This window comes from Enterobacter sp. BNK-29, from assembly GCF_048684785.1.
In the GTDB taxonomy this organism is placed as follows: Bacteria; Pseudomonadota; Gammaproteobacteria; order Enterobacterales; family Enterobacteriaceae; genus Enterobacter; species Enterobacter cloacae_M.
Genome location: NZ_JBLQTU010000001.1, coordinates 406,620 through 432,063 on the forward strand (window position 1 = coordinate 406,620; position 25,444 = coordinate 432,063).

Annotated in this window: 19 protein-coding genes; 12 read left to right on the forward strand and 7 right to left on the reverse strand. The window is 57.9% G+C overall.

Annotated elements, in window-relative coordinates:
• Window positions 1-100 precede the first annotated feature (100 nt).
• Window positions 101-1,243, forward strand: a complete 1,143-nt coding sequence (gene ompC, locus ACMGGX_RS01990) for a porin OmpC (protein WP_420297963.1) — start codon at window positions 101-103, stop codon at window positions 1,241-1,243.
• Window positions 1,244-1,299: 56 nt separating this feature from the next.
• On the opposite strand, the gene ACMGGX_RS01995 is transcribed toward ompC, so the two are convergent.
• Window positions 1,300-2,163, reverse strand: a complete 864-nt coding sequence (locus ACMGGX_RS01995) for an N-acetylmuramic acid 6-phosphate etherase (RefSeq protein WP_420297964.1) — start codon at window positions 2,161-2,163, stop codon at window positions 1,300-1,302.
• Window positions 2,164-2,327: 164 nt separating this feature from the next.
• On the opposite strand from ACMGGX_RS01995, the gene ACMGGX_RS02000 reads away from it, so the two are divergent.
• Complete coding sequence (locus tag ACMGGX_RS02000; protein ID WP_420297965.1) at window positions 2,328-3,944, forward strand: sensor histidine kinase; 1,617 nt, start codon at window positions 2,328-2,330, stop codon at window positions 3,942-3,944.
• Window positions 3,941-4,660 (forward strand): two-component system response regulator DcuR, encoded by a 720-nt coding sequence (gene dcuR, locus ACMGGX_RS02005; RefSeq protein WP_023312324.1) that lies wholly within the window; start codon window positions 3,941-3,943, stop codon window positions 4,658-4,660. Before ACMGGX_RS02000 ends, dcuR begins: the two co-directional genes overlap by 4 nt.
• Here the strand turns inward: dcuR and ACMGGX_RS02010 are convergent.
• On the reverse strand, window positions 4,641-5,603 hold the full coding sequence (locus ACMGGX_RS02010) for an FAD:protein FMN transferase (protein ID WP_420297966.1): 963 nt from the start codon (window positions 5,601-5,603) through the stop codon (window positions 4,641-4,643). The genes dcuR and ACMGGX_RS02010 overlap by 20 nt on opposite strands.
• A gap of 94 nt (window positions 5,604-5,697) precedes the next feature.
• Entirely contained in the window at window positions 5,698-8,478 is a 2,781-nt protein-coding gene (locus tag ACMGGX_RS02015; protein ID WP_420297967.1) for a flavocytochrome c, read from the reverse strand.
• Window positions 8,479-9,082: 604 nt separating this feature from the next.
• Between ACMGGX_RS02015 and ACMGGX_RS02020 the strand changes: the two genes are divergently transcribed.
• From ACMGGX_RS02020 to ACMGGX_RS02035, 4 genes are all read left to right on the forward strand, one after another.
• A complete protein-coding gene (locus tag ACMGGX_RS02020) occupies window positions 9,083-10,591 on the forward strand; it encodes an anion permease (RefSeq protein ID WP_072196639.1) in 1,509 nt (502 codons plus the stop codon).
• Between the two features lie 55 nt (window positions 10,592-10,646).
• Window positions 10,647-12,296, forward strand: a complete 1,650-nt coding sequence (gene fumA / locus ACMGGX_RS02025) for a class I fumarate hydratase FumA (RefSeq protein ID WP_126330248.1) — start codon at window positions 10,647-10,649, stop codon at window positions 12,294-12,296.
• Between the two features lie 282 nt (window positions 12,297-12,578).
• A complete protein-coding gene (locus ACMGGX_RS02030; protein ID WP_420297968.1) occupies window positions 12,579-13,892 on the forward strand; it encodes an MFS transporter in 1,314 nt (437 codons plus the stop codon).
• On the forward strand, window positions 13,889-14,677 hold the full coding sequence (locus ACMGGX_RS02035) for a substrate-binding domain-containing protein (protein WP_348561407.1): 789 nt from the start codon (window positions 13,889-13,891) through the stop codon (window positions 14,675-14,677). Before ACMGGX_RS02030 ends, ACMGGX_RS02035 begins: the two co-directional genes overlap by 4 nt.
• Here the strand turns inward: ACMGGX_RS02035 and ACMGGX_RS02040 are convergent.
• The 3 genes from ACMGGX_RS02040 to ACMGGX_RS02050 form a co-directional block, all read right to left on the reverse strand.
• Window positions 14,652-15,551: a LysR family transcriptional regulator gene (locus ACMGGX_RS02040; RefSeq protein WP_023312331.1), complete on the reverse strand. Its 900-nt coding sequence runs from the start codon at window positions 15,549-15,551 to the stop codon at window positions 14,652-14,654. The genes ACMGGX_RS02035 and ACMGGX_RS02040 overlap by 26 nt on opposite strands.
• Window positions 15,552-15,643: 92 nt before the next feature.
• The gene (locus ACMGGX_RS02045; RefSeq protein WP_420297969.1) at window positions 15,644-17,173 is read right to left on the reverse strand and encodes a cryptochrome/photolyase family protein; all 1,530 of its coding nucleotides are present in this window, start codon (window positions 17,171-17,173) and stop codon (window positions 15,644-15,646) included.
• Window positions 17,170-17,316, reverse strand: coding sequence for a DUF2256 domain-containing protein (locus tag ACMGGX_RS02050; protein WP_065454001.1), 147 nt, complete (start codon window positions 17,314-17,316; stop codon window positions 17,170-17,172). The genes ACMGGX_RS02045 and ACMGGX_RS02050 overlap by 4 nt, the downstream gene beginning before the upstream one ends.
• A 215-nt stretch (window positions 17,317-17,531) precedes the next feature.
• Here ACMGGX_RS02050 and mtfA point away from each other — a divergent pair, with 215 nt between their 5' ends.
• Complete coding sequence (mtfA, locus tag ACMGGX_RS02055; RefSeq protein WP_023312333.1) at window positions 17,532-18,329, forward strand: DgsA anti-repressor MtfA; 798 nt, start codon at window positions 17,532-17,534, stop codon at window positions 18,327-18,329.
• Here the strand turns inward: mtfA and ACMGGX_RS02060 are convergent.
• Entirely contained in the window at window positions 18,326-19,537 is a 1,212-nt protein-coding gene (locus ACMGGX_RS02060; RefSeq protein ID WP_420297970.1) for an MFS transporter, read from the reverse strand. The genes mtfA and ACMGGX_RS02060 overlap by 4 nt on opposite strands.
• Before the next feature lie 138 nt (window positions 19,538-19,675).
• Between ACMGGX_RS02060 and ACMGGX_RS02065 the strand changes: the two genes are divergently transcribed.
• Genes ACMGGX_RS02065 through ACMGGX_RS02080 form a run of 4 tightly spaced genes read left to right on the forward strand, consistent with a single transcriptional unit; the run spans window position 19,676 to window position 25,426 of the window.
• Window positions 19,676-21,418, forward strand: coding sequence for an IucA/IucC family protein (locus ACMGGX_RS02065; RefSeq protein ID WP_420297971.1), 1,743 nt, complete (start codon window positions 19,676-19,678; stop codon window positions 21,416-21,418).
• A complete protein-coding gene (locus tag ACMGGX_RS02070) occupies window positions 21,418-22,365 on the forward strand; it encodes a GNAT family N-acetyltransferase (RefSeq protein ID WP_420297972.1) in 948 nt (315 codons plus the stop codon). The genes ACMGGX_RS02065 and ACMGGX_RS02070 overlap by 1 nt, the downstream gene beginning before the upstream one ends.
• Complete coding sequence (gene iucC / locus ACMGGX_RS02075; RefSeq protein ID WP_420297973.1) at window positions 22,362-24,104, forward strand: aerobactin synthase IucC; 1,743 nt, start codon at window positions 22,362-22,364, stop codon at window positions 24,102-24,104. The genes ACMGGX_RS02070 and iucC overlap by 4 nt, the downstream gene beginning before the upstream one ends.
• On the forward strand, window positions 24,101-25,426 hold the full coding sequence (locus ACMGGX_RS02080) for a lysine N(6)-hydroxylase/L-ornithine N(5)-oxygenase family protein (protein ID WP_348561413.1): 1,326 nt from the start codon (window positions 24,101-24,103) through the stop codon (window positions 25,424-25,426). The genes iucC and ACMGGX_RS02080 overlap by 4 nt, the downstream gene beginning before the upstream one ends.
• Window positions 25,427-25,444 lie beyond the last annotated feature (18 nt).

Here is a 25,444-nt window from a genome sequence, read left to right on the forward strand (position 1 = left end):
TTTCGAAACTAAATAACATTCCCTGGAATAGTATTCAAGCCTGTAATTACGGAGGGTGATTACATATATTCATGTAAATTATATTTAAAGGGAATATATAATGAAAAGAAAAGTTCTGGCAATTCTGGTACCCGCGTTATTAATGGCAGGCGCAGCCAATGCGGCTGAAATGTACAACAAAAACGGCAACAAAGTTGACCTGTACGGCAAAGTCGACGCGCGTCATACCTTCTCTGACAACCCCGGCGACGACGGCGACGAAACCTATGTGCAGGTTGGCTTCAAAGGCGAAACCCGGATCGCTAACGACCTGATCGGTTACGGTCAGTGGGAATACAAAACCTTCGCTAACGATACCGAAGGCGCGGGTAACAAATCGTTCAACCGCCTGGCGTATGCTGGCCTGAAATATGGCGAATACGGCTCATTTGATTATGGTCGTAATTACGGCGTCGTGTACGACGTTGAAGCCTGGACCGATATGCTGCCTGTATTTGGCGGTGACTCTTACACCTGGACCGATAACTTTATGAACGGTCGTGCTAACGGTCTGGCCACCTACCGTAACCAGGATTTCTTCGGTCTGGTTGAGGGTCTGAATTTCGCGCTGCAGTATCAGGGTACGAACGAAGGCCAGGATGCAACAGAAGATCAGGAAGGCACGAAAAACGGCCATGACGATGTTCGTTTCCAGAACGGCGACGGCTTCGGTATGTCTACCTCCTATGACTTTGCTGGCGATCTCTCAGGCCTGAGTCTGGGTGCTGCGTACTCGTCTTCCGACCGTACTAACGAGCAGGTTGCTTACGGCAAAGCCGCGGAAGGCATAGGTTATGCGGGTGGCGATAAAGCTGAAGCCTGGACCGTGGGCGCAAAATACGATGCAAACAACGTTTACCTGGCGATGATGTATGCGGAAACCCGCAACATGACGCCAATCGGTAACGTTGGTATCGCTAACCAGACTCAAAACTTTGAAGCGGTTGCACAGTACCAGTTCGACTTCGGTCTGCGTCCGTCCCTGGCATGGGTTTACTCAAAAGGTAAAGACCTGGACGGTAAAGGATTCGATCAGGACCTGGTTAACTACATCGACCTGGGCATGACCTACAGCTTTAACAAAAACTTCTCCACCTATGTTGATTACAAAATCAACATGCTGGACAACGATGAAGCTCTGTATGACGCATACGGTATTTCCACCGATGACATCGTTGGCGTAGGCATGACATACCAGTTCTAATCCCCAAAATACCAAAGGCCGCAATTGCGGCCTTTTTTATTTCTTCATTATCTCTATTACGGCGCTTCCTGCAGCGCCACGCGAATAAACCCGTTATTCTGTGCCAGCAGCTCATGGGCTTTCCATGCATCCAGCCCTGTCAGCACCATCAATACCGCCGTTTTACAGTTATGGTTACAGCTCGCCAGCGCGGCTTTTGCCTCGGCCCGTGTGCATCCCCCCGCTTCCATTACAATCGCAATTTGCCGTTCAGCCCATTTGGTTGTGCCTGCCTCAAGATCCACGCGCAGGTTGCTGTAAACCCGTCCGGTGCGGACGGCCAGCCCGGTGGCGATCATCGAGAGGATCATTTTTTGCGCGATCCCCGCTTTGGTGTTGAGATAGCCTGCGACGACGTCGGCCCCCAGCTCCGGAGCGATAACCATGCTTGCCAGCTGCGCGGCTTCGCTTTGCGCATCACCGGTAACAATGGCGACCGGTGAACCCAGCGACCACGCATGGCGCATTGCCCCCCAGACCCACGGCGTTTTTCCGCTGACGGTCACGGCCAGCATCATATCGTGTTCACCAAACTTGATGGCCTGCAAATCGGCAACGCCGCGCTCGTAGCTCCCTTCCCCTTCTTGTGCCGTAACGGCCATAACAGGGTTTTTGCCCGGCGCATATTCATCGGCAACCTGTTGCGCTACGCGCCCTGACGGCCCCGCGCCAACAACGATCAGGCGACCACCGTGGCTGAGCGTCGCGGCAGCGTTGTCCACCACGCGGGCAATAGTATCTAAACAGGGGGTAATAGCAGCAGAAATGAGTGCATCATCCTGGTGAATGACTTTCAGCATGTCCAGCGTGGACAATCTATCAATATTCATCGTGCTGGCGTGCCGTCTTTCCTTGACCGAACCGGTAAGCATAACGCTCATAAACAGCCTCCTTATTATGAGTACCCACACACTATAAAGTGTTTTATATAGACGACCTGCGAGGAGGGTCACGAAAAGGGGACCAAATCCACGCCTTTACATGGCTTTAAGAAAAGCGCGTCATCGGCGATAATTACCCCTTTCTTAATTATCGCGGAGTGTTGATGAGCGATTTGCAGCCTTTCCTTACGACGCGCAAGCGCCCCATGAAGCTGAACACCCTGGTCACGCTGATGGTGTGCGCGATTATTGCCTCTGTGCTGCTGGTGGTCTTTGCGCTCTACTCCGTACAAATCACCCGGGCGACCCGCGATGATGTAAAAGATACGGCTCTGGGTATTGCCAGAACGCTGGCCAACAGCCCGGAGATCCAGCGCGGCCTGATGCAGCCACCCCAGGCGGACATCATTCAGCCCATCGCCAAAGCCGTTACCCAACGCAACGATCTGCTGCTCACCGTGGTGACCGACATGCGGGGTATTCGCTACTCGCACCCGAACGAAGCCCTCATCGGCCTGCATTTTATTGGCAACGACCTGGAGCCTGCGCTGGAGGGTAAAGAGAATGTCTCCGTAAACCGTGGCGCCCTCGCTGAAGCGCTTCGCGTCTTCACCCCCGTTTACGACAGCCAGCACGACCAGATCGGCGTGGTGGTGGTCGGTATCTCCCTCAAAAAAGTGGAAGATCAGATTGCCCGCGGGCGGCTAAACGCCGTCTGGACCATTTTATTCAGTATTTTTATGAGCTCCATGGCGATTTGGGGTCTGGTACGGGTCCTGAAACGTATCCTGTTCGGGCTCGAACCTTATGAAATTTCCGCCTTGTTCGAACAGCGTCAGGCGATGCTGCAGTCGCTTCGCGAGGGGGTGCTGGCCGTCGATATTCACGGGCGCGTGACGATGATCAACCAGACCGCCAGAGAAATATTGCTTCTCCCCTCCGGCAAGCAGACCGAAAACGCCAGCGCCCCCCTGCTGGCCAGCCTGCGCGAAGTTTCAAAGACGGGCGTCGCGCGCCAGGATCAGGAGATCAGCTGTAACGGGCGTCTATTGCTGTGCAATATGGTGCCCGTTAAAAGCCAGGATCGGGTGATCGGCGCCATCACCACCTTCCGTGATAAAACGGAAATCAGCCAGCTGATGCAGCGTATTGATGGCATGGTTAACTACGTCGACGCCCTGCGCAGCCATACGCATGAGTTTATGAATAAACTGCATGTGATCCTGGGCCTGCTGCACATGAAGCGCTACGACAAGCTGGAAGAGTACATCATCCAGACGGCACATAATTACCAGACGGATATCGGTACGATACAGAGCAAGGTAAAATCCCCGGTTATTGCCGGGTTCCTGCTGGGTAAAATCAATCGGGCGAAAGAAGCGGGCGTCACCCTGACGCTGGCGGATGATTGCCAGATACCGGATACCGCGAGCGAAGAGCAGGTCGCGGTGCTGATCACCGTGCTGGGTAACCTCATTGAAAACGCGCTCGACGCGATGGAAGGACAGCAGGAAGGTGAGATCGGCCTGCTGCTGCATTATCAGAACGGCTGGCTCAGCTGCGAAGTGAGCGACGATGGCCCCGGCATTGATCCCGCTCAGCTTGAGGCTATTTTTACAAAGGGCTTCTCAACAAAAGGTGAAAACCGCGGCGTTGGGCTGTTCCTTGCTCGCCAGCAAATCCAGAACCTCGGCGGCGATATCACCGTCGAGTCTGAGCCAGGCGTATTTACCCAATTTTTTGTTCACATCCCCTGGGATAGCGAGAGGAATATCGCGTGATAAATGTATTAATTGTCGATGATGACGCCATGGTAGCCGACCTCAACCGTCTGTATGTCAACCGTGTTGAAGGTTTTAGCTGCTGCGGCGTCGCCTCCACGCTAAACCAGGCCGAGGCCATCATTAATAACCCCGGGCACCCTGTCGATCTGGTGCTGCTGGATGTCTATATGCAGCAGGATAACGGGCTGGATCTGCTGCCCGTTATTCGCGCATCCGGGCGCCCAATCGATGTGATTATGATCTCGTCGGCTGCCGACGCCGCCACGATCCAGACCTCTATCCATTACGGGGTGGTGGATTATCTGATCAAGCCGTTCCAGTTCCCGCGCTTTGAAGAAGCGCTGAACGGCTGGAAGGCAAAGCACAGCCTGATGGGTTCGCACCAGTACTATGAGCAGGCCGACGTCGACCGGCTGATCCACGGCGGGGCGCCGGAACTGGCGGACAGTAAAAAGCTGCCGAAGGGGTTAACGCCGCAAACGCTGCGCACGATTTGCCAGTGGATTGACGCTCACCCGGAGACGGAATTTTCTACCGATGACCTGGCTAACGCCGTCAATATCTCTCGCGTATCCTGCCGTAAATACCTGATTTGGCTCGCGCAAATCAACATTCTGTTCACCAGCATTCATTACGGTGCCACCGGGCGTCCGGTGTACCGCTACCGTCTCCAGCCGGAGCAGACCGGCCTGCTCAAGCAATACTGTCAGTAACGCGGTAGTCGTTATCCAGCAGGGTAAAACGGAAGTGGTGCATCGATGAGATCACCACTTCTTTTGTTTTGGTCACAAAAATCGCTTCGATATCAGGACGAGAGCGCAGCACAGCGCAGCCCTTCTCTACCCCCATGCCGTACATCAGCGTAGTCCAGATATCGCCGTCGATAGAGTCTTTCGAAACAATCGTCACGCTGTCCAGCTCGTTGTCCAGCGGATACCCGGTGCGCGGATCGAGAATATGGTGATAGCGCCTGCCGTTTTGCTCAAAGTAGCGCTCGTAGGTTCCCGACGTCACGACGGACAGGTTCTCTACGGTCAGCGTGCCGATCAGCGCATCCCCGGCGAACGGTTTTTTGAGCCCCACGCTCCAGCCCCCTTCCGGCGAGCCTAACGTCTGAATGTTTCCGCCGAGGTTGATCAGCCCCAGCTCAGCGCCCTCTTTATACAGGTAATCACGCACCCTGTCGGCGATATAGCCTTTGGCAATGGCCCCCAGATCGATCTCCATCCCCACTCTGGTCAAGAACACGCTGCTGCTGGCCTCATCAAGAAGGACATCTTCAGGACGGGTTATCGCCAGCAGCGACGCAATTTCCTTCGCAGGCGGAACGCTGTCCCCCTGAAAGCCAATTTTCCAGCGCTTCACCAGCGGACCTATCGCCAGGTTAAAAGCGCTGTCCCTGAACAGGCTTGCCGCTTTTGCACAGCGGATCAGCTCAAACACCGGCCGGCTGACGGTAACCGGATGCTGGCCAGCCGCATGGTTAATGTCCATCACCTGCGAGTGCGCGCGGTTAACGGTGAGCAGATCTTCATACTGTTTGATCAGGCGAAACACGCGGGACGCGAGTGCTTCGTCGTGGGAGAAGAGTTTCAGGAGAATGGGTGAGCCCATCAGGACGGCGGAGTAGCTGTAAACGCGATGGTCATCAGGCATGGCTGGAGTCCTCAGATGTAGCCCCGGCAGGCACCGCGCCGCCGGGGAAAATGCAGGATAACGCTGGGCGTATCCGGCCTACAACACAGGGGTCTTACTGCTTTTTCGAACGCATAGCCGCCTGATGTCCTGCAAGCGTACCAAAAATAATGATATCTGCCACTGCGTTACCGCCGATACGGTTACCGCCGTGGATCCCGCCAACCACTTCACCGGCCGCAAACGCGCCTGGCAGCACGTTGTGGTTGCTGTCCAGCACGCAGGTTTCGGTGTTGATGGTTACGCCGCCCATGGTGTGGTGCACGCCAGGCGCAATCTGAATGGCGTAGAACGGCCCTTCGTTGATAGGCGCGCGCAGCGCGGTGGTACGACCAAAATCGTCATCGTGCTGTTTCTCAACGAAACCGTTGTAGCGTTCCAGCGTCGCGAGGAAAGCGTGGTGATCCATCCCCAGCGCTTCAGCCAGGGCTTTTGGCGAGCTGGCGCTGGTCACGAAACCTTTCGCGATGTACTCATCCGCGGCTTTGTTTTTGGCACGTACGTGCTCGTCAAAGACGATATATGCGTATTTCTCCGGCAGCGCGATGATTGACGCCGAGACCTTATCGCGGGTCGACATTTCGTTGTAGAAGCGTTCCCCTTTCTGATTGACCAGAATTGCCCCGCCGCCGCGAATGGATTCGGAAATCAGGTACGAGGTGTTTTGCTCAACGGTTGGGTGAATCTGAATTTCGCCCATATCCACGGTACCCGCCCCGATGCGCTCCAGCAGGGCGATGCCGCCGCCGGTTGCCCCTTTGTGGTTGGTGGTGACGAACCCTTCCAGATCCGGACGGTATTTCACCACCATCTGGCTGTTGGCGCTGAAGCCACCGGTGGCGACAATCACGCTTTTGGTTGCCACGGTGACGGTTTCGTTCTCTTCGGTGGTCAGACGTACGCCGGTCACTTCGCCGTTCTCGAAGATGATGTCGCTGACGGAGGTATCCAGCATCACCTCGATGTTGCGTTTGTTGACGTTACGCACCAGGCCGCTGATCAGGTAGCCGCCTACCGCTGAACCGTCTTTTGGACGGTGAGTACGGTCGATGCTCATCCCGCCGGTAGTGGTGATGTCGTTCAGCATGATGCCGCGCGTTGCCAGCCACTCAATTGCCTGCGGCGCGTTTTCGACGAAGCGACGCAGCAGTTCCGGGTTGTTCTTGTTGCCGCCGCCTTTCAGGCTTTCCTGATAGAACAGCTCTTTGCTGTCCTGAATGCCCTTCACGCGCTGGAAGCGGGTTTCGGCGGCGTTCATACCGGCAGAGGCTTTAATGGTGTTCCCGCCGATGGTCGGCATTTTCTCGACAATCAGCACGCTCGCGCCTTCGTCGTGAGCCTGGATCGCCGCCGCCAGACCGGCGCCGCCGCTGCCGACAACGACCACGTCCACGCTGCGGGTTTCGTTCGGGTCGACGCCCTCTTCCGCGGCCAGCGCTTTGCTGGATTTCAGCATCGCTTTAGAGACCGCTTTCTTCACCGCTTCACTCTGGCTGGTTGCGCCGGTGATGGCATCCACGTGCGGGGTGTTGGCATCCAGAATGCGGGTACGGATCTCTTCAAAGCTGGTCACAAACTCAACGTTTTCGCTCGGGCCGGAGGCCAGCTCAATGTCCGCAATGCGGTCGGTTTCCAGACTGACGTTAATCACCAGTTCGTTAGCATCATCCTGCACTTTCTCAGCAAAGGTACCCGGTTTGAATTTGGATTCACCCATGCTCATGTCGCGGATCATCGCTTCTACCAGCGAGAAGCGCCACAGCGGTTCAGGAATGCTGAGCTCTTCGCGTTTGGTGCTGTCCATAAACAGTTCAAGGCTTTCGCCGGCCGCGATGCGGTCTGTCCAGTCCGGATAAGCGATGGTGGCGCGGCCAACGGCAATCAGGTCGTAACCGTGGTCCAGCGCTTCATTCACATCGGAAGCATTCACCACGCCGCCCACGCCCATGACCGGAACCTGCGCCAGCGTTTCAGAACGCATCGCGCAGTATTTTTCGATAAGCGGAGTTGGATCCTGAGTGTCGACAATGGAAGGACGCAGGGTCGCGCCGACGGAGAAGTGCAGATAGTCCACGCCGCGCGCCGCCAGTTTTTCCAGCAGGTACATGGTGTCGTCAAAGCGGATGCCCGGGACTTCCATCTCTTCAGGGGAGAAGCGGTAGCCAATAATAAACGCGTCGTCCGCGTACTGGCGCACCATTTTGTGGGTAATGTCCAGCACTGCCAGCGGGAACTTCGCGCGGTTATCGCGGCTGCCGCCCCACTCGTCGTCGCGCTGGTTTGAATTCGGTGAGTAGAACTGCTGAATCAGATAGGTGTTCGCCCCGTGGATTTCCACGCCGTCGAAACCGGCCTGGATGGCGCGGCGCACCGCCTCACCAAACTTGCCGATCATGCCTTCCACTTCTTCTGCGGTCAGGGCAACAGGCGTTGCGGCACCTTCACGCGGCGCGGCTACGGCGCTCGGGCCAACCGGGGTGCGGCCACCAATCAGTTTTGGGTCGACCATGCGGCCGCCGTGGTAGATTTGCAGCAGCGCCTTAGATCCTTTGGATTTAATGGCCTCTGCGATTTTCGCCAGCCCGGCAATTTTCTCATCATTATCAATACCGATGGCGCCCGGGAAGGCGAGACCGAGATCGTCGACGAAGCAGCATTCCACAATGATGGTGCCAATGCTGCCGGAACGGGCCCGATAGTACTCCACCAGCTCGCTGGTGACGGTGCCGTCAAAATAGCCGGTACAGGTTGTCATAGGGGCCATTAACAAACGGTTTTTCAGTTCAGTACCATTCGGTAATGTGAAAGGGCTAAGAATGCGTTCGTTAGTGCTCATAATAGAAACTCCAAACTTTTAAAAATTAAGAATTCGTTATCGGATTGATTTTTTATTTCGTCGTTATTTGCCGATGTCATGACATTAATATAATGATTTTTTTAGTTTCTAAAGTTATTACGTTAGTTAAAAAACTATTTAATCCCTTCGATAACACAAATAACACATTGGTGTTAGCGATTGTAATTCAGCCATTCACAATAATTTAAAATTCGTTAAATGATTAATGGTAAAACCAATTCACCAAAACAAAATCAACATCAATAAAAACAATGTGATACAAACACACCAAAATCTAATCTGTTAAAAAATTGATAAAAAATATGCCAAAAACAGGCAATAACCACATACGCCAGAGTGGTTATTAATAAAAGCATAAAAATAACGCTGAAATTCTATTTTTTTGATCGCGATCAATAGTTATGGCATTCAAAAGCGCAATATAAAAACATCATCATTTTTTAATTTAGCGCACATGAAAACGCGTTAAATCGCTATTACTGAAAATACAAGAAAGCACCTTTAATAACTAAAAAAAGCAAAGAAACTAAATAAAGTGCTTTTTCATTGTGACCGAATTTTTGACAACTTAAGACGTGAAACTATGAATACAAAAACTGCTGTAACGCCCCCTGTGGCGAACCAGGCATCAAATGGAAACGCAAAACGATTGCTGATGATGGCGCTACCCGTCATCGTCGCCGTACTGCTGCTGTTTGTTCCCGTTCCTGAAGGCTTGCCGCCTTACGCATGGCACTACTTCGCCATCTTTGTCGGCGTGATCGTCGGTCTGATCTTCGAACCGCTGCCGGGTGCGGTGATCGGCCTGACCGGCGTGGTCGCCATCGCCCTGTGCAGCCAGTGGGTGCTGTTCAGCCCCGATCAGCTGGCTGACCCGAAATTCAAACTGGCGGGCGCCTCCTTTAAATGGGCGGTGAGCGGGTTTGGTAACTCTACCGTCTGGCTGATTTTCGGTGCCTTTATGTTCGCCGCTGGCTATGACAAAACCCGCTTCGGCCGCCGTCTGGCGCTGATTCTGGTGAAGTACCTCGGCCGTCGCAGCCTGACGCTCGGTTACGCCATTACGTTTGCTGACCTGCTGCTGGCACCGTTCACCCCGTCCAACACCGCGCGCAGCGGCGGGACCATCTACCCGATTATCGCTAACCTGCCGCCGCTGTACGGTTCAAAACCCAACGACCCAAGCGCGCGCAAAATCGGTTCGTACCTGATGTGGGTGGCGATCACCGCCGCCTGTATCACCAGCTCAATGTTCCTCTCCGCCCTCGCGCCAAACCTGCTGGCCCTGGCGCTGGTGAAAAGTACGGTTGGGATTGATATCTCCTGGGGCACCTGGTTCCTCGCATTCCTGCCGCTGGGTATCCTGCTGATTCTGACCATGCCGCTGCTGGCCTACTGGTTCTACCCACCTGAAGTCAAAGTGAATAACGAAGTGCCGCTGTGGGCGACCCGCGAGCTGGAAAAACTCGGCAAACTGTCCCGCAACGAAATTCTGCTGCTGGTGTTCGTATGCTGTGCGCTGCTGATGTGGATCTTCGCCGCCGCGTGGATTGAGCCTGCCATGGCGGCCCTGCTCATCGTCGGTCTGATGCTGTGGACCGGCGTGCTGGAGTGGAACGATATCACCGGTAACAAGGCCGCATGGAACACCTTCGTCTGGTTCGCTACCCTGGTGGCACTGGCGGATGGCCTCTCCTCCACCGGCTTTATCAGCTGGTTAGGTAAAGAAGGCGGTCTGTTGATGAGCGGTATCTCTCCGGGCGTGGCGACCGTCGTCCTGCTGCTGGCGTTCTACCTGCTGCACTACCTGTTTGCCAGCACCACCGCGCACACCACGGCGCTGCTGCCTGCGATGCTGACCATCGCCTCCACCATCCCTGGCATGAATATGGAAGTGTTCGTTCTGCTGATGGTGACTTCGCTGGGTGTGATGGGGATCATCACCCCGTACGGTACTGGCCCAAGCCCGATTTACTACGGTAGCGGCTACCTGCCAACCAAAGACTACTGGCGCCTCGGCACCATCTTCGGTGCCATCTTCCTGGCGGCCCTGCTGCTGATTGGTTATCCGTGGATGTCCATGATGTTCTGATTCCTGACCGCCGGACTTCTCCTCCGGCGGTTTTATTTTTGTGGAGCAATACGCTATGTCAAACAAACCCTTTATCTACCAGAACCCTTTCCCTCTTTCCCATGACGACACCGAATACTACCTGCTGACCAAAGAGCACGTTTCCGTTGCCGAATTCGACGGTCAGGAAGTGCTGAAAGTCGAGCCAGAAGCGCTGACCCTGCTGGCTCAGCAGGCCTTCCACGATGCCGCATTTATGCTGCGTCCTTCCCATCAGAAGCAGGTTGCCGCCATTCTCAACGACCCGGAAGCCAGCCAGAACGACAAATACGTTGCCCTGCAGTTCCTGCGTAACTCTGAAATTGCCGCAAAAGGCGTTCTGCCAACCTGCCAGGATACCGGCACCGCGATCATCATGGGCAAAAAAGGCCAGCGCGTCTGGACCGGCGGCGGTGACGAAGCGGCGCTGAGCCAGGGCGTGTATAACACCTACATTGAAGATAACCTGCGCTACTCGCAAAATGCGGCGCTGGACATGTATAAAGAGGTGAATACCGGCACCAACCTGCCCGCGCAGATCGATCTCTACAGCGTGGACGGGGACGAATACAAATTCCTGTGCATGGCAAAAGGCGGCGGTTCTGCCAACAAAACCTACCTCTATCAGGAAACCAAAGCGCTGATCACCCCGGCGAAGCTGAAAAACTACCTGGTTGAGAAGATGCGCACCCTGGGCACTGCGGCCTGCCCGCCTTACCATATCGCATTTGTGATTGGCGGTACGTCAGCGGAAGCCACGCTGAAAACCGTGAAGCTCGCTTCCACGCGCTACTACGACGCGCTGCCAACCGAAGGCAACGAACACGGCCAGGCGTTCCGCGACGTTCAGCTCGAACAGGAACTGCTCCAGGAAGCCCAGAACCTCGGCCTCGGCGCGCAGTTTGGCGGTAAATACTTCGCCCACGATATCCGCGTGATCCGCCTGCCGCGCCACGGCGCGTCCTGCCCGATCGGCATGGGCGTCTCCTGCTCCGCGGACCGCAACATCAAAGCGAAAATCAACCGCGACGGGATCTGGATTGAGAAACTGGAGCACAACCCGGGTCAGTACATTCCGGAGTCACTGCGCCAGCAGGGCGAAGGCGACGTGGTGAGCATCAATCTGGACAAGCCGATGAACGAGATCCTGGCGCAGCTTTCCGCGCACCCGGTCTCTACCCGCCTGTCGCTGAACGGGACCATCATCGTGGCGCGCGATATTGCCCACGCGAAGCTGAAAGAGCTGCTCGACAACGGTGAAGAACTGCCGCAATACGTTAAAGACCATCCGATCTACTACGCAGGCCCGGCCAAAACGCCGGAAGGCTACGCGTCTGGCTCACTCGGCCCGACCACGGCTGGCCGTATGGACTCGTATGTGGACTTACTGCAATCCCACGGCGCGAGCATGATCATGCTGGCGAAAGGCAACCGCAGCCAGCAGGTAACCGACGCCTGCCATAAGCACGGCGGCTTCTACCTGGGCAGCATTGGCGGCCCGGCGGCGGTGCTGGCGCAAAACAGCATTAAGAGCCTGGAATGCGTCGCATATCCGGAGCTGGGAATGGAAGCCATCTGGAAAATTGAAGTCGAGAACTTCCCGGCGTTTATCCTGGTGGATGACAAAGGCAACGATTTCTTCCAGCAGATCCAGAACAAACAGTGCGCGGGTTGTTCACAGCGCTAGGTTGAGACAGGCCGGGTGGCGCAACGCTGCCCGGCAGTCGCAGAAAGACATGCGCCTGCGTCATGTCACAAAACTGTGATATCAGCCACTTAGCAAAAAGTGGTGAATAAAAAATCAATTAATTGTTAAGTTATTGTTGTCATTAATTGTATTTATCCCGCGAAGGCTATTCATGCAAAACGTGCATCAGCCGATGCGGCATTTGCGCTTATCTATTTCCTCATCCTGATCCAGTTTTCAAAAACAGACGCGTAAAACGTCAACAATAAACTGGAGATAACCATGTTTTCCTCAACCTCACCTACAACCGTACGCTCGAAAGCGGGCGCCATACTTCGCGTGACGTCCGGCAACTTTCTTGAGCAGTTCGATTTCTTTCTTTTCGGCTTCTATGCCACCTACATCGCCCACACGTTCTTCCCGGCAAGCAGTGAATTTGCGTCGCTGATGATGACCTTCGCCGTCTTCGGCGCGGGCTTTTTGATGCGTCCAATAGGCGCCATCGTGCTTGGCGCGTATATCGACAAGGTCGGGCGCAGAAAGGGGCTGATCGTCACGCTTTCCATCATGGCGGCGGGGACGTTCCTGATCGTGCTTATCCCCTCTTATCAAAGCATCGGTCTGTGGGCGCCGCTGCTGGTGCTGACGGGCCGTCTGCTGCAGGGCTTTTCCGCCGGTGCGGAGCTTGGAGGCGTCTCGGTTTATCTGGCTGAAATCGCCACGCCGGGCCGCAAAGGGTTTTACACCAGCTGGCAGTCCGGTAGCCAGCAGGTCGCCATTATGGTCGCCGCGGCGATGGGCTTTGCCCTGAATGCCCTGATGGAAGAGAGTGCCATTCGCGAATGGGGCTGGCGCATCCCGTTCCTGTTCGGCTGCTTAATCGTGCCGTTTATCTTTTTCCTGCGCCGCAAGCTGGAGGAGACGGAAGAGTTCAGCGCGCGCCGCCAGCATCTGGAGATGCGTCAGGTCTTTAAAACGCTGCTCGGCAACTGGCAGGTGGTGGTCGCAGGCATGCTGATGGTGGCCATGACCACCACCGCGTTCTACCTGATCACCGTCTACGCCCCCACTTTTGGCAAAAAGGTGCTGATGCTCAGCGCCTCGGACAGCCTGCTGGTCACGCTCCTGGTGGCGATTTCTAACTTCATCTGGCTGCCGGTGGGCGGCGCGCTGTCGGATCGCTTCGGGCGCAAGCCGGTGCTGATTGCCATGGCCCTGCTTGCGCTGGCGACCAGCTACCCTGCCCTGACGCTGCTGGCGAGCGCGCCCAGCTTCTCCATGATGCTGATCGTGCTGCTGTGGCTCTCCTTCCTCTACGGCCTGTACAACGGCGCGATGATCCCGGCCCTGACGGAGATTATGCCTGCTGAAGTGCGCGTGGCGGGGTTCTCTCTGGCTTACAGCCTGGCAACGGCGGTCTTTGGCGGCTTTACCCCGGTCATGTCCACCGCGCTGATTGAATACACCGGCGACAAAGCCTCGCCTGGCTACTGGATGAGTTTCGCCGCCGTGTGTGCCCTGCTGGCCACGCTCTACCTCTACCGCCGCCGCGCGGTATCGCTGCAAAACACCGTCAAGTCACAGGGGGCAGTATGAAACGCACCTATCGCTTTACCGCCAGCGCGCTGGTGCTGGCGCTCCTGAGCGTTAATGCCTGTGCCCAGGACGTTAAGGTCATGATTTCAGGCGGCTTCAAGGCCGCCCTGGAAAAGCTGGCCCCCGACTATGAACGCCGGACCGGGGATAAAATCGTGATCATCCCTGGCCCCTCAATGGGCGCTACGCCGCAGGCGATCCCAAACCGACTGGCGCGCGGCGAGAAAGCCGACGTGGTGATTATGGTGGGCGATGCGCTGGAGAAGCTCGAAAAAGCCGGCCAGACCCAGCCGGGTTCGCGAACCGAACTTGCGGACTCCCCCGTTGGCATGGTGGTAATAAAAGGGGCGGATGTCCCTGATATCAGCAGCGAGGCGGCTCTGCGTAAAACGCTGCTGCAGGCCAGCTCCATCGCCTACTCTGACAGCGCCAGCGGCAGGTACGTCAGCCAGACGTTGTTCAAAAAGCTGGGGATTGAAAAGGAAGTGGCGGATAAAGCGACAATGGTCGAGCGTATCCCGGTCGCCTCAGAAGTGGCGAAAGGAAAATACGCCGTCGGTTTCCAGCAGGTGAGCGAGCTGCTGCCGGTTCAGGGCGTCACCTTTATCGGGAAAATCCCGGATAATCTGCAGTACATCACGCGCTTCGCGGGTGCGGTCACCCGTCACGCAGAACATCCCGCGGAGGGGAAAGCGCTGCTAACCTATCTCGCCTCACCGCCCTCCAGGGCCGTCATCCATAAGACGGGGATGATCCCCATTACGTCCGGCGATACTGCTCGGTGATCTGCTTTTCCAGTTCAGCCGCAATGTAGGACTGGATACGCCCCCGGCGCCGGATAAGCCCCACGGTGCGTTTCACCTCCGGCGCCACCAGCGGCAGATGCGTCAGCAGCGTGTGCTCTGACGTCGGCATCGACATGGCGGGAACGGCAGCAATGCCGATCCCCGCCTCTACCATACCGAGCATCGTGGTAACGTGGCGCGTTTCGCAGACGCTGGGGCGTTCGGGAACGATATCCCCCAGCATCCGATCGAGCAGGTTACGGTTACCTGACGTTTTATCGAGAGAGATATAATCCTGCTGATAAAAAGCCTGCCACGTCAGATGACTCTTCTGCGCCAGCGGGTGATCCTTTCGGCACGCCGCAACATAGACATCCTCCACCAGCGGGAAAAATTCGATGTCAGACGGCAGGTTTCCTGCGAAGCTGATACCAAAATCCGCCTGGCTTCGGGCCACGGCGTCAATCACATTCCCCGCGCTGCTGTCGATGAGCTTAATGCGAACGCGCGGATAGCGAGACTGAAAACGACGGATCACATCAGGCATAAAGTAACAGGCCGCAGAAGGGACCGTGGCAACCGTGATCAGCCCCGTCCGCTCTTCGCTGACTTTATCGACATCCGCCAGCATTGACTCAACGTTGTCGAGCAGCTGCGCGGAGCGTTCAGCAAAGTTTTGCCCGTATAACGTTAAGGCCACGCGGCGTGTGGTACGGTCAAACAGCCGGTTTCCCAGCGCGGCTTCCAGCTTTTCAATCCTGCGGCTCAGCGCCGACTGGGATAAGCAGATAGATTCAGCAGCGACACGGAAGTTACCGTATTCCACTAACGCTCTGAAAGCATAAAGATCGTTAAGGTCAAAATTCACGGGCATGGCGTCTGGATGTCCTGTCAGGGAATACGCAGCAAAGTCAAAAATAATAGCGTCTTATTGACCCACCGCAACCGGTGCGGTGTTGAAATACGTCAGAGCTCGTTGAGATGCAGGCGAACATACCCGGCGCGATCGGTAATGGCCTGCCGATCCTCTTCCTTCATGTCCGCAAGCTGTTTAAAGACGATGCCCAGGCGGGGATTGTTACCCAGACGCGCTCGGTTGCGCGAAAAGAAATCCCAGTAAAGGGCATTGAAGGGGCACGCCAGCTCTCCGGTACGCTGGGTGTGCTGATACCGGCACCCCTGACAGTAATTACTCATCTTGTGAATGTACGACGCGCTCGAGACGTAGGGCTTACTGGCCAGCAATCCGCCATCGCCAAACTGGCTCATGCCGAGGGTATTGGGCAGCTCTACCCATTCAAAGGCATCAATATAGACACCCAGATACCATTCATGAACCGCCTGCGGCGACAGGCCGCTGAGCAGGCTAAAGTTCCCGATGACCATCAGGCGCTGGATATGGTGGGCGTAAGCCTCGGTGAGCGACTGCCCAATCGCATGCGCCAGGCAGCGCATCCGCGTCTTGCCGTTCCAGAACCAGTCCGGCAGCAGGGCGTGCTGGTCTAAGGCATTCAGCTCCCGATAGCCCGGCATCTGCGACCAGTAGATCCCACGCACGTACTCCCGCCAGCCGAGAATTTGTCGGATAAACCCTTCAACAGCAGGCAGCGGCGCATGGCCCGAACGCCATGCCTGCTGGGCGGCAGCCACCACTTCCCGCGGATTAAGCATTTTGGTGTTCAGCGCGAATGAAATTAACGAGTGGAAAAGAAAAGGCTCCTCAGCGTGCATCGCGTCCTGCCAGGCGCCGAAATGGGGGAGCACGTGAGCGATAAATTCATCCAGCCCGGCTTTGGCCTCCGAACGGTTGAGCGGCCAGCGAAAATTCCCGGCCTGCGGTTCGCCGAAGGTGTTTACGCCGCAGCGCTGGATCTCCGCCCATAAGGCTGAATAATCATGGCGCGGACGCGAGTCGTCCGGCGCGGGCGGCTCGCCGGACCAGCGTTTGCGGTTTTCGGCATCAAAATTCCATTTTCCCCCTTCCGGCTCGCCTTCTGAGGTTAACAGTATGCCGTGCTGACGACGCATTTCCCGATAAAAGTACTCCATTCGCCAGCTTTTGCGCGTCGCAAAGAACGCGCTCACCTGTTCACGGGTAGTGAAGAAATGCTCGCTGCTGACGCAGGCCGTTTCGACGGAGGCCGCTTTCGCCCACGCCTGCAGCTGCGTATCCAGGCGCCATTCATCGGGCTCCTGCCATATCACCCTGTCGGCGCCGTAATGCGCGACAAGCGCGTTAAGATTGTCTTCCAGCGCGCCGCGGTTTGAGCCGTCAGAGAGCCGGACATACCTCACCCGATGCCCCTTCTCCTTTAACGCAGAGGCAAACGCGCGCATGGCCGCAAAAATGGCGATCACTTTCTGAGCGTGGTGAAGCACGTACGCGGTTTCTGCCCGCAGCTCCAGCATCACGTAAATGACATTCGGATTGCAGGCATCAAACCAGCTGTGGTGCGGATTAAGCTGATCGCCGAGGATCAGGCGCAGTTCGGTCAACGGTGGCTCCTGCGACAGCGCTCGGAACAGTATTTGACCTCATCCCAGCATTTCGCCCATTTCTTGCGCCACGTCATGGGCCGCTGGCAGTGCGCGCACGCACGGCTGGGCAGGCTCTGCTTGTTACCTTTGAAATCGCTCATCTTTTCAATACCGTACTGATTTCTTCACTGAACCTGTGGGTTAAGGCCACGACAGACTTCACAAAATGAAGGTGATGCCCGTAAACCGCTACCCACCGCTACGTACGAATGATAGTTTATTCAGGCTGGAATTGTCGCAGCGAGCGATTTTCTGGCATCTTAACCAAACCTGACTTTCCCATTTTTGTTCAAGTGACGAGTTTGCGAGCAAAGCGATGATAAAGTGGCCCTGGAAAACGAATGAAGCTGGCCGGGATATGGCGCTGCCATGGGATGACGCGCTGACGATCCCTGTTCTGGCTAATCTTAAGCCGGATGAACAAGCGAAACTGGTTCAGCTGGCGGATCGTTTTTTACAGCAAAAACGCCTGGTTCCACTGCAGGGTTTCGAACTCGATCCCCTGAAAAACGCGCGCATCGCCCTGCTTTTCTGTCTGCCGGTGCTTGAGCTCGGCATTGAGTGGCTGGACGGTTTCCACGAGGTGCTTATCTATCCCGCGCCGTTCGTGGTGGATGACGAATGGCAGGACGATATCGGGCTGGTGCACAACCAGCGCGTGGTGCAGTCCGGACAAAGCTGGCAGCAGGGGCCGATTATCCTGAACTGGCTCGACATTCAGGACTCGTTCGATGCGTCCGGTTTTAATCTGGTTATCCATGAAGTGGCGCATAAGCTCGATACCCGCAACGGCGATCGCGCCAGCGGCGTACCGCTGATCCCGCTTCGCGAAGTGGCGGGCTGGGAGCACGATCTGCACGCGGCGATGGATAACATTCAGGATGAAATAGACCTGGTGGGCGAAAGCGCGGCCAGCATTGACGCCTATGCGGCAACCGACCCGGCCGAGTGCTTTGCGGTGCTCTCGGAGTATTTCTTCAGCGCGCCCGAGCTCTTCGCGCCCCGCTTCCCGGCGCTGTGGCAGCGTTTCTGCCAGTTTTATCAGCAGGATCCGCTCCAGCGTCTGCGGCAAAATGAGGAGTCTGGCGGCCATTCCTCCCGCCAGATCCATTAAGGCTTTTCAGAAGGGGTCCGCTCGGTTGACCGTACCCCTATGCTCAACGCTAAAAACAGCACTGCCATTCCCCACGCGGCCACCGTCAAAGACTGCTCTCCGTAAAAGCGCGTCACCACGGGCACCAGCAGCGCGCTGACGCCGTAGCCTAACGTGTGGCTGGTGGCGATAACGCCCGCCCCTTTCCCGGTGGTCAGCCTGTCGTTCAGCAGCAGCTGGTAGCCCGGCGTGGCCATCGCCGCCCCGAGTGAAGTGATAACAATCCCCACGTAGAACAGCGTTAACCCCGCGACGGTCATCAGCCCAAGCCCTGCCACCATTAACACCGCCGCGATGCAGAGCAAGGTCACCGGGGTGAAATGCTGCGGGCGGACCACCAGAAACTGCGCCGCGAGCGTGGCCAGCGCGGCCAGGCTCAGCAGAAGCGCAACATGATGGCTGATCTCCCGGGCGTTGCCCTCTAGCAGAGGGCTAAGATGCGGTGACAGGCCAAGCTGCATCAGGCTGACAAGCGCCGCCAGCAGCAGCGCCAGCAGCAGGAACGGCAGCATCGAGGCCTGCAGGCGGGTCGCCTGGTGCGCCACCGGCGGCAGCGGCGGGTCTGCGGCTTCGCGAAGCACCAGCAGCAGCGCGATTAACGGCGCGACCGCCATCAGCCAGAGCGGCGCCACCGGGCTGACGCTGAGCATCAGCGCCGCCAGCGGCGGGCCGAGCAAACGTCCGCAGCTGAGGCCGGAGCTTATCGTCGCCAGCGCCGCCATTCTTTTCTCCAGCCCCGCACGCTGAATAGCCCACGTCTGGGCCGCGGGCACCAGCCCCGAGACCGTCAGTCCGTAGAGCAGGCGCGAGAGGATCAGCCCCGCCAGTCCCCAGTAAGTATCCAGCCTTCCGGCCGCCATCGCCCAGACCACCAGCGCCATGACGGCGAAACTGGCCAGATAGCCGCTCAGCGAGGCCAGCATCACGGCCTTACATCCCCGCCGCTCGCTCTGGCGTCCCCACCAGGGCGAGGCCGGTAAAAAGAGCATGGATCCGAACATCAGCAGACCGGCCCAGACCGAGAGCGAGAGCCCGGTCAGGGTTACCAGCTGCGGGAGCATCACCAGCAGGCCGTTTTGCCCGATACCTAATAAACCCGCACATAACGCCAGGGGCCAGTTGGCTTTTGAGGTGACGTTTTCGGTCAATGTTTCTGAGTCAGCGCGCATGAGAATGTGAACATAGTGTCAATAAATGTGTGGAAATCATGAAGTTTATGAAAACAAATATTGCAAAAATGGTTGCGACTGTAAACAGAATGAATATCATAACGAGAATTATTATCAATCATGGAATGAGGTACATCTATGCGTGCTCTGCCCCGCTCTGCCGGTACAGACGTTGCAGCCCAGTGTTTTTTAAACGCCCTGTTGCGCGAAACGAAGGACTGGCGCTATCTCCCCGCTACCGCTGCGGATGCGTTACCGAACATTCATATCCCGCTGTCCCAAACCCAGGCTCTTCGGGTTCCGGTACGCTATTTCTCTCCCACCCAGCATCATCAGTATCGTTTCCCGGCAACGCTTATTCAGAGCAACAGTGATGACGGTGACGCCGTCACATTTGACCAACTGGTTGATTTAATTCTTGAAAAGTCATCAATAAAAGGTTCTCTGGATGCCGATACGCTGGCGCGTTTCAAGCAGCGCGTTCTGGAAAGCCATGCGCACACCTGGCAGGCGATCGATCTGCGCCACGGCTGGGCAACCCTGCGCGATAAGCCGCTGACGTTTGCCGACGCGGAACAGGCGCTGCTGGTCGGCCACGCGTTTCACCCTGCGCCGAAGTCGCACGAGCCGTTCAGCGAAACCGAGGCGCGTCGCTATCTGCCCGATTTCGCCTCCCGCTTCCCGCTGCGCTGGTTTGCCGTTGAGAGCGCGCTCGTTGCCGGCGACAGCCTGAACGTCTCCCTGCGCGAGCGTCTGCTGCGCTTCGCGGCCCAGAGCGCGCCTGAGCTGCTCGGCCACTTCACCGACACCCGCTGGCTGCTGCCGATGCATCCGTGGCAGGCCGACTATCTGCTGGAGCAGGACTGGTGCCAGCGTCTGGCGGAAAACGGTTCACTGCAGGATCTGGGCGAAGCGGGCGCGCAGTGGCTGCCTACCAGCTCCTCCCGCTCGCTGTACAGCGAAACCAACAGCGACATGATTAAGTTCTCCCTCAGCGTGCGCCTGACCAACTCCGTGCGCACGCTGTCGGTCAAAGAGGTTAAGCGCGGAATGCGCCTGGCGCGCCTTGCGAAAACGGAACGCTGGCAAGATTTACAGGCTCGCTACCCAACCATGCGCGTGATGCAGGAAGACGGCTGGGCGGGGCTGCGTGACGAAAGCGGAGTTATTCAGGAAGAGAGCCTGATGGCCCTGCGCGTCAATCTGCTGTTCGATACGCCAGACACCCAGACCAACGTGCTGGTGAGCCTGACCCAGGCCGCGCCGGACGGCGGCGACAGCCTGCTGGCCTCCGCGGTGCGCCGTCTGAGCCAGCGTCTGGAATTACCGCTCGCCCGGGCCGCCCGCTGCTGGCTGGACGCCTATTGCGACCGCGTGTTGCTCCCGCTGTTCAGCGCCGAGGCGGACTACGGTCTGGTCCTGCTGGCGCACCAGCAAAATATCCTCGTTGAAATGCAGCAGGATTTCCCCGTCGGGCTGATCTACCGCGACTGCCAGGGCAGCGCGTGGACCGAAGGGGCCGATGCGTGGCTGAAAGAGGTGGGTGAAACCGACGTGGAAAACCGCTTCGGTGAGAGCCAGCTGCTGCGCTACTTCCCTTATTACCTGCTGCTGAACTCTACCCTTGCCGTCACCGCCGCCCTCGCCGCCGCCGGTTTCGACAGCGAGGAGAACCTGATGTCCCGCGTGCGCGACGCGCTGGCCGAACTGCGCCGCACGGCGAAGCAGACCCGCTGCCTCGACTACGTCCTCGACAGCCCGACCTGGAACTGCAAAGGCAACTTCTTCTGCTACCTGCACGATCGCAATGAAAACACCATCGTCGATCCGGCGGTGATCTATTTCGACTTTAGCAACCCGTTTTACAAGGAGAAGGCGTAATGGCAATCGCGAATATCGTCCATTCCGGCTACGGCTTTCGCTGCACCGCAACGGATCGCGCGCTGCCGCTGACGTTGGGTCTCGACGGCAGCGCGGTGCTGGAACGTCTGAATAAGTTCCCGGACGGCTGGCTGGTCGAAGCCCTGGATCAGCTGTTTGTTGCCGCACCCGCGCTGACCGGCATTACCCTGCCCTGGGCGACCTGGCAGGATGAACCCCAGGCGCAGGCGCTGTTTAGCCTGGCCCACGGGGACTATCTGGCACGCGAAACCTTCTGGCAGCTGCCGCTGTGGCTGAAAGGCGAACGGCCGCAGGCCAGCGGCGGTATGCAGTTTGATGAGAGCCGTCAGCTGTACTTCCCGCTGCGTCCTCACCGCCCGCAGGGCGAAGTGTACCGTCGCTACGATCCGCAACTTAAGCGCACCCTCAGCTTCCGCGTGGCCGACGTGGCGCTGGACGGCGAGCGCTTTACCCAATGGATGAACAACCCGCGCGTGAACGCCTTCTGGGAGATGGCGGGCCCGCAGGCCGAGCAGGAAAGCTACCTGCGCCGTCAGCTTGACTCGACCTACTGCTACCCGGTTATCGGCTGCTTCGATGACCAGCCGTTCGGCTATTTTGAGCTCTACTGGGCGGCGGAAGACCGCATTGGCCGCCACTACCGCTGGCAGCCGTTTGACCGCGGGCTGCACATGCTGGTGGGCGAAGAGAACTGGCGCGGCGCGCAGTACATCCGCAGCTGGCTGCGCGGCCTGAGCCACTATCTGTATCTCGATGAACCGCGCACCGCGCGCATCGTGGCCGAGCCGCGCTTCGACAACCAGCGCCTGTTCCGCCATCTGGCCTCCGCCGGTTTCGAGACGGTGAAAGAGTTCGACTTCCCGCACAAGCGCTCGCGCCTCATCATGAGCCAGCGCCACCGCTTCTTCAGCGAGGTGGAACTGTGAACGCGCTCTGGCAGAAAGTGAACCGCGAGATGGTGGCGAAGATCCTCGCCGAGCTGGAGTACGAACGCACCCTGCGCGCTGAGCCGGTTTCGTCGGACGGCTGGCGCATCACTATGGGCACCGAGTCCTGGCAGTTTCGCGCCGCGCGCGGGATATGGGGCTGGCTGCATATCGACCCGGACAGCCTGAGCGCCGCCAGCGGCGAAGCCGTCGAAGCGGAACGCGCGCTGCTGCAGCTGGCGACGGTGCTGGAGATGAGCGACGCGCAAACGGCAGAGCATATGGAAGATCTCTACGCCACGCTGCGCGGCGACATGCAGCTGCTGCAGGCGCGTGAAGCGCTGGACGCGGACGCGCTGATCCACCTCGACCCGGACGAATTACAGTGTCTGATGAGCGGTCATCCGAAGTTTATTTTCAACAAAGGCCGCCGCGGCTGGGGGCTGGACGCGCTGCGTCAGTACGCGCCCGAGTATCGCGGACGTTTTCGTCTGCACTGGGTCGCCGTTCAGCGCGAGCATCTGGTCTGGAGCAGCGACGCCGATTGCGATATCAACGCTCTGCTGGCGAGCGCCATGGACAACGCCGAGCGCGCCCGCTTTGACGCCCGCTGGCAGGCGCAGGGTCTCAACGACGGCTGGCTGCCACTGCCGCTGCACCCGTGGCAGTGGCAGCAGAAGATCGCCGTTCATTTCCTGGCGCAGCTGGCGCGCGGGGAGATGGCCGAGCTGGGCGAATTTGGCGACGAGTATCTGGCGCAGCAGTCCCTGCGCACGCTCACCAACGCCAGCCGTCGAGCGCAGTATGACATCAAGCTTCCGCTGACCATCTACAACACCTCCTGCTATCGCGGCATCCCGGGCAAATACATTGCCGCCGGGCCGCTGGCTTCGCGCTGGCTTCAGCAGCAGTTTGCCACCGACGCCACGCTGATCCGCTCCGGTGCGCAGGTGCTTGGCGAACCCGCCGCCGGCTATCTGTCGCATCCTGGCTATGCCGCATTGCCGAAAGCGCCCTACCGCTATCAGGAGATGCTGGGGGTGATCTGGCGCGAGAATCCGTCCTGTTATTTAGAAGACGGTGAACAGGCCGTGCTGATGGCCGCGCTGATGGAAACCGACAATGCCGGGCGCCCGCTGATCGACGCGTGGATTAAACGCTCGGGGCTAAGCGCCGACGCGTGGCTTGAAAAGCTGTTTGAGGCAACGGTGATCCCGTTCTATCACCTGCTCTGCCGCTACGGCGTGGCGCTGATCGCCCACGGCCAGAACGTGACGCTGGTGATGAAGGATTACGTCCCGCAGCGCATTCTGCTGAAAGATTTCCAGGGCGATATGCGCCTGGTGGATGAGGATTTCCCGCAGGCCCAGAGCCTGCCGGAGCAGGTGAAGGCCGTCACGGCGCGCCTGAGCGCGGATTACATTATTCACGACCTGCAAACCGGCAACTTTGTGACGGTGCTGCGCTTTATCTCGCGCCTCACCCTGCAATGCGGCGTGAGCGAAACGCGCTTCTACCAGCTTCTGGCCGGAGTTTTACGGGAGTATATGGCGGCGCACCCGGATCTGGCAGAGCGCTTCGCCAAATTCGATCTCTTCAAGCCGCAGATTATTCGCGTGATCCTCAACCCGGTCAAACTGACCTTCTCCGAACACGACGGCGGCAGCCGCATGCTGCCGAACTACGTCACCGACCTTGATAACCCTCTTTTTCTCGCCTCCCGGGAGTCAGCGCAATGAAAACCTATGATTTCATCGGCATTGGTATTGGCCCGTTTAACCTCAGCATCGCCGCTCTGGCCGAAGGGCTGGACGGCTTTAGCTCGCTGTTCCTTGAGCGTAAACCGCATTTCTCCTGGCACCCGGGAATGATGGTGCCGGACTGCCACATGCAGACCAGCTTCCTGAAGGATCTGGTCAGCGCCGTAGAGCCAACCAACCGCCACAGCTTCCTGAACTACCTGGTGCAGCGCAAAAAGTTCTATCGCTTCCTGACCACCGAGCAGCGCACCGTCTCCCGCGAAGAGTTTGCGGACTACCTGTGCTGGGCGGCGGAAAACCTCACCAATCTGTCCTTCAGCCAGCAGGTCCAGCAGGTGAGCTTTGATGAGAAAAGCGGCCTGTTTGAGGTGGTGACCCAGCGCGATCGCTTCCTGGCGCGCCACGTCTGCGTGGGGATTGGCAAACAGATCAACCTGCCTGACTGCGTCACGACGCAGGACGATACCTGCTTCCACGCCAGCGAGATGATGCTGCGCACGCCGGATCTTGCTGGCAAGCGCGTCACCGTCGTCGGCGGCGGCCAGAGCGGGGCCGACCTGTTCCTGAATATCTTCCGCGGCGAATGGGGCCAGCCGCTGAGCCTGAACTGGGTATCGCGCCGCAACAACTACAACGCGCTGGATGAAGCCGCCTTTGCCAACGAGTATTTCACGCCGGAGTACGTGGACAGCTTCTCCACGCTGGGCGAAGAGGCCCGACGTCAGATGCTGCACGAGCAGAAGATGACCTCCGACGGGATCACCACCGAGTCCCTGCTTGCGATTTACCGCGCCATGTACCACCGCTTCGAAGTGCTGCGTGAAAAACCCTGGGCGCACCTGATGCCGTCCCGCTCGGTGACGGCCCTGACGCGCCAGGAAAACGGACATCGTCTGAGCATTCAGCATCACCTCGACGGCGGCCGCGAGCAGCTGGATAGCGACGTGGTGATTTTCGCCACCGGCTACCGCGCCGTGCAGCCCGCGTTCCTCGCGCCGCTGTCTCACCGCCTGCAGCTGGATTCGGACGAAGCCTTCTGCATTAACAATGATTTCACTCTGGAATGGGACGGTCCGCAGAGCAACCGCCTGTTCGCCGTGAACGCCGGGATGCACCGTCTCGGCATTGCCGAACCCCAGCTCAGCCTGATGGCCTGGCGCGCGGCGCGAATTCTTAATCGCGCGCACGCCGACGAGCCGTTTGAGCTGGCCACCACACCCGGCGTTATCCACTGGCGCACCACCGCCAGCCCGGACAGCAGCCCGGTTTTTAAATCATTAGCAAAAACCACCGAGTACTGACACACACAATCAGGATCA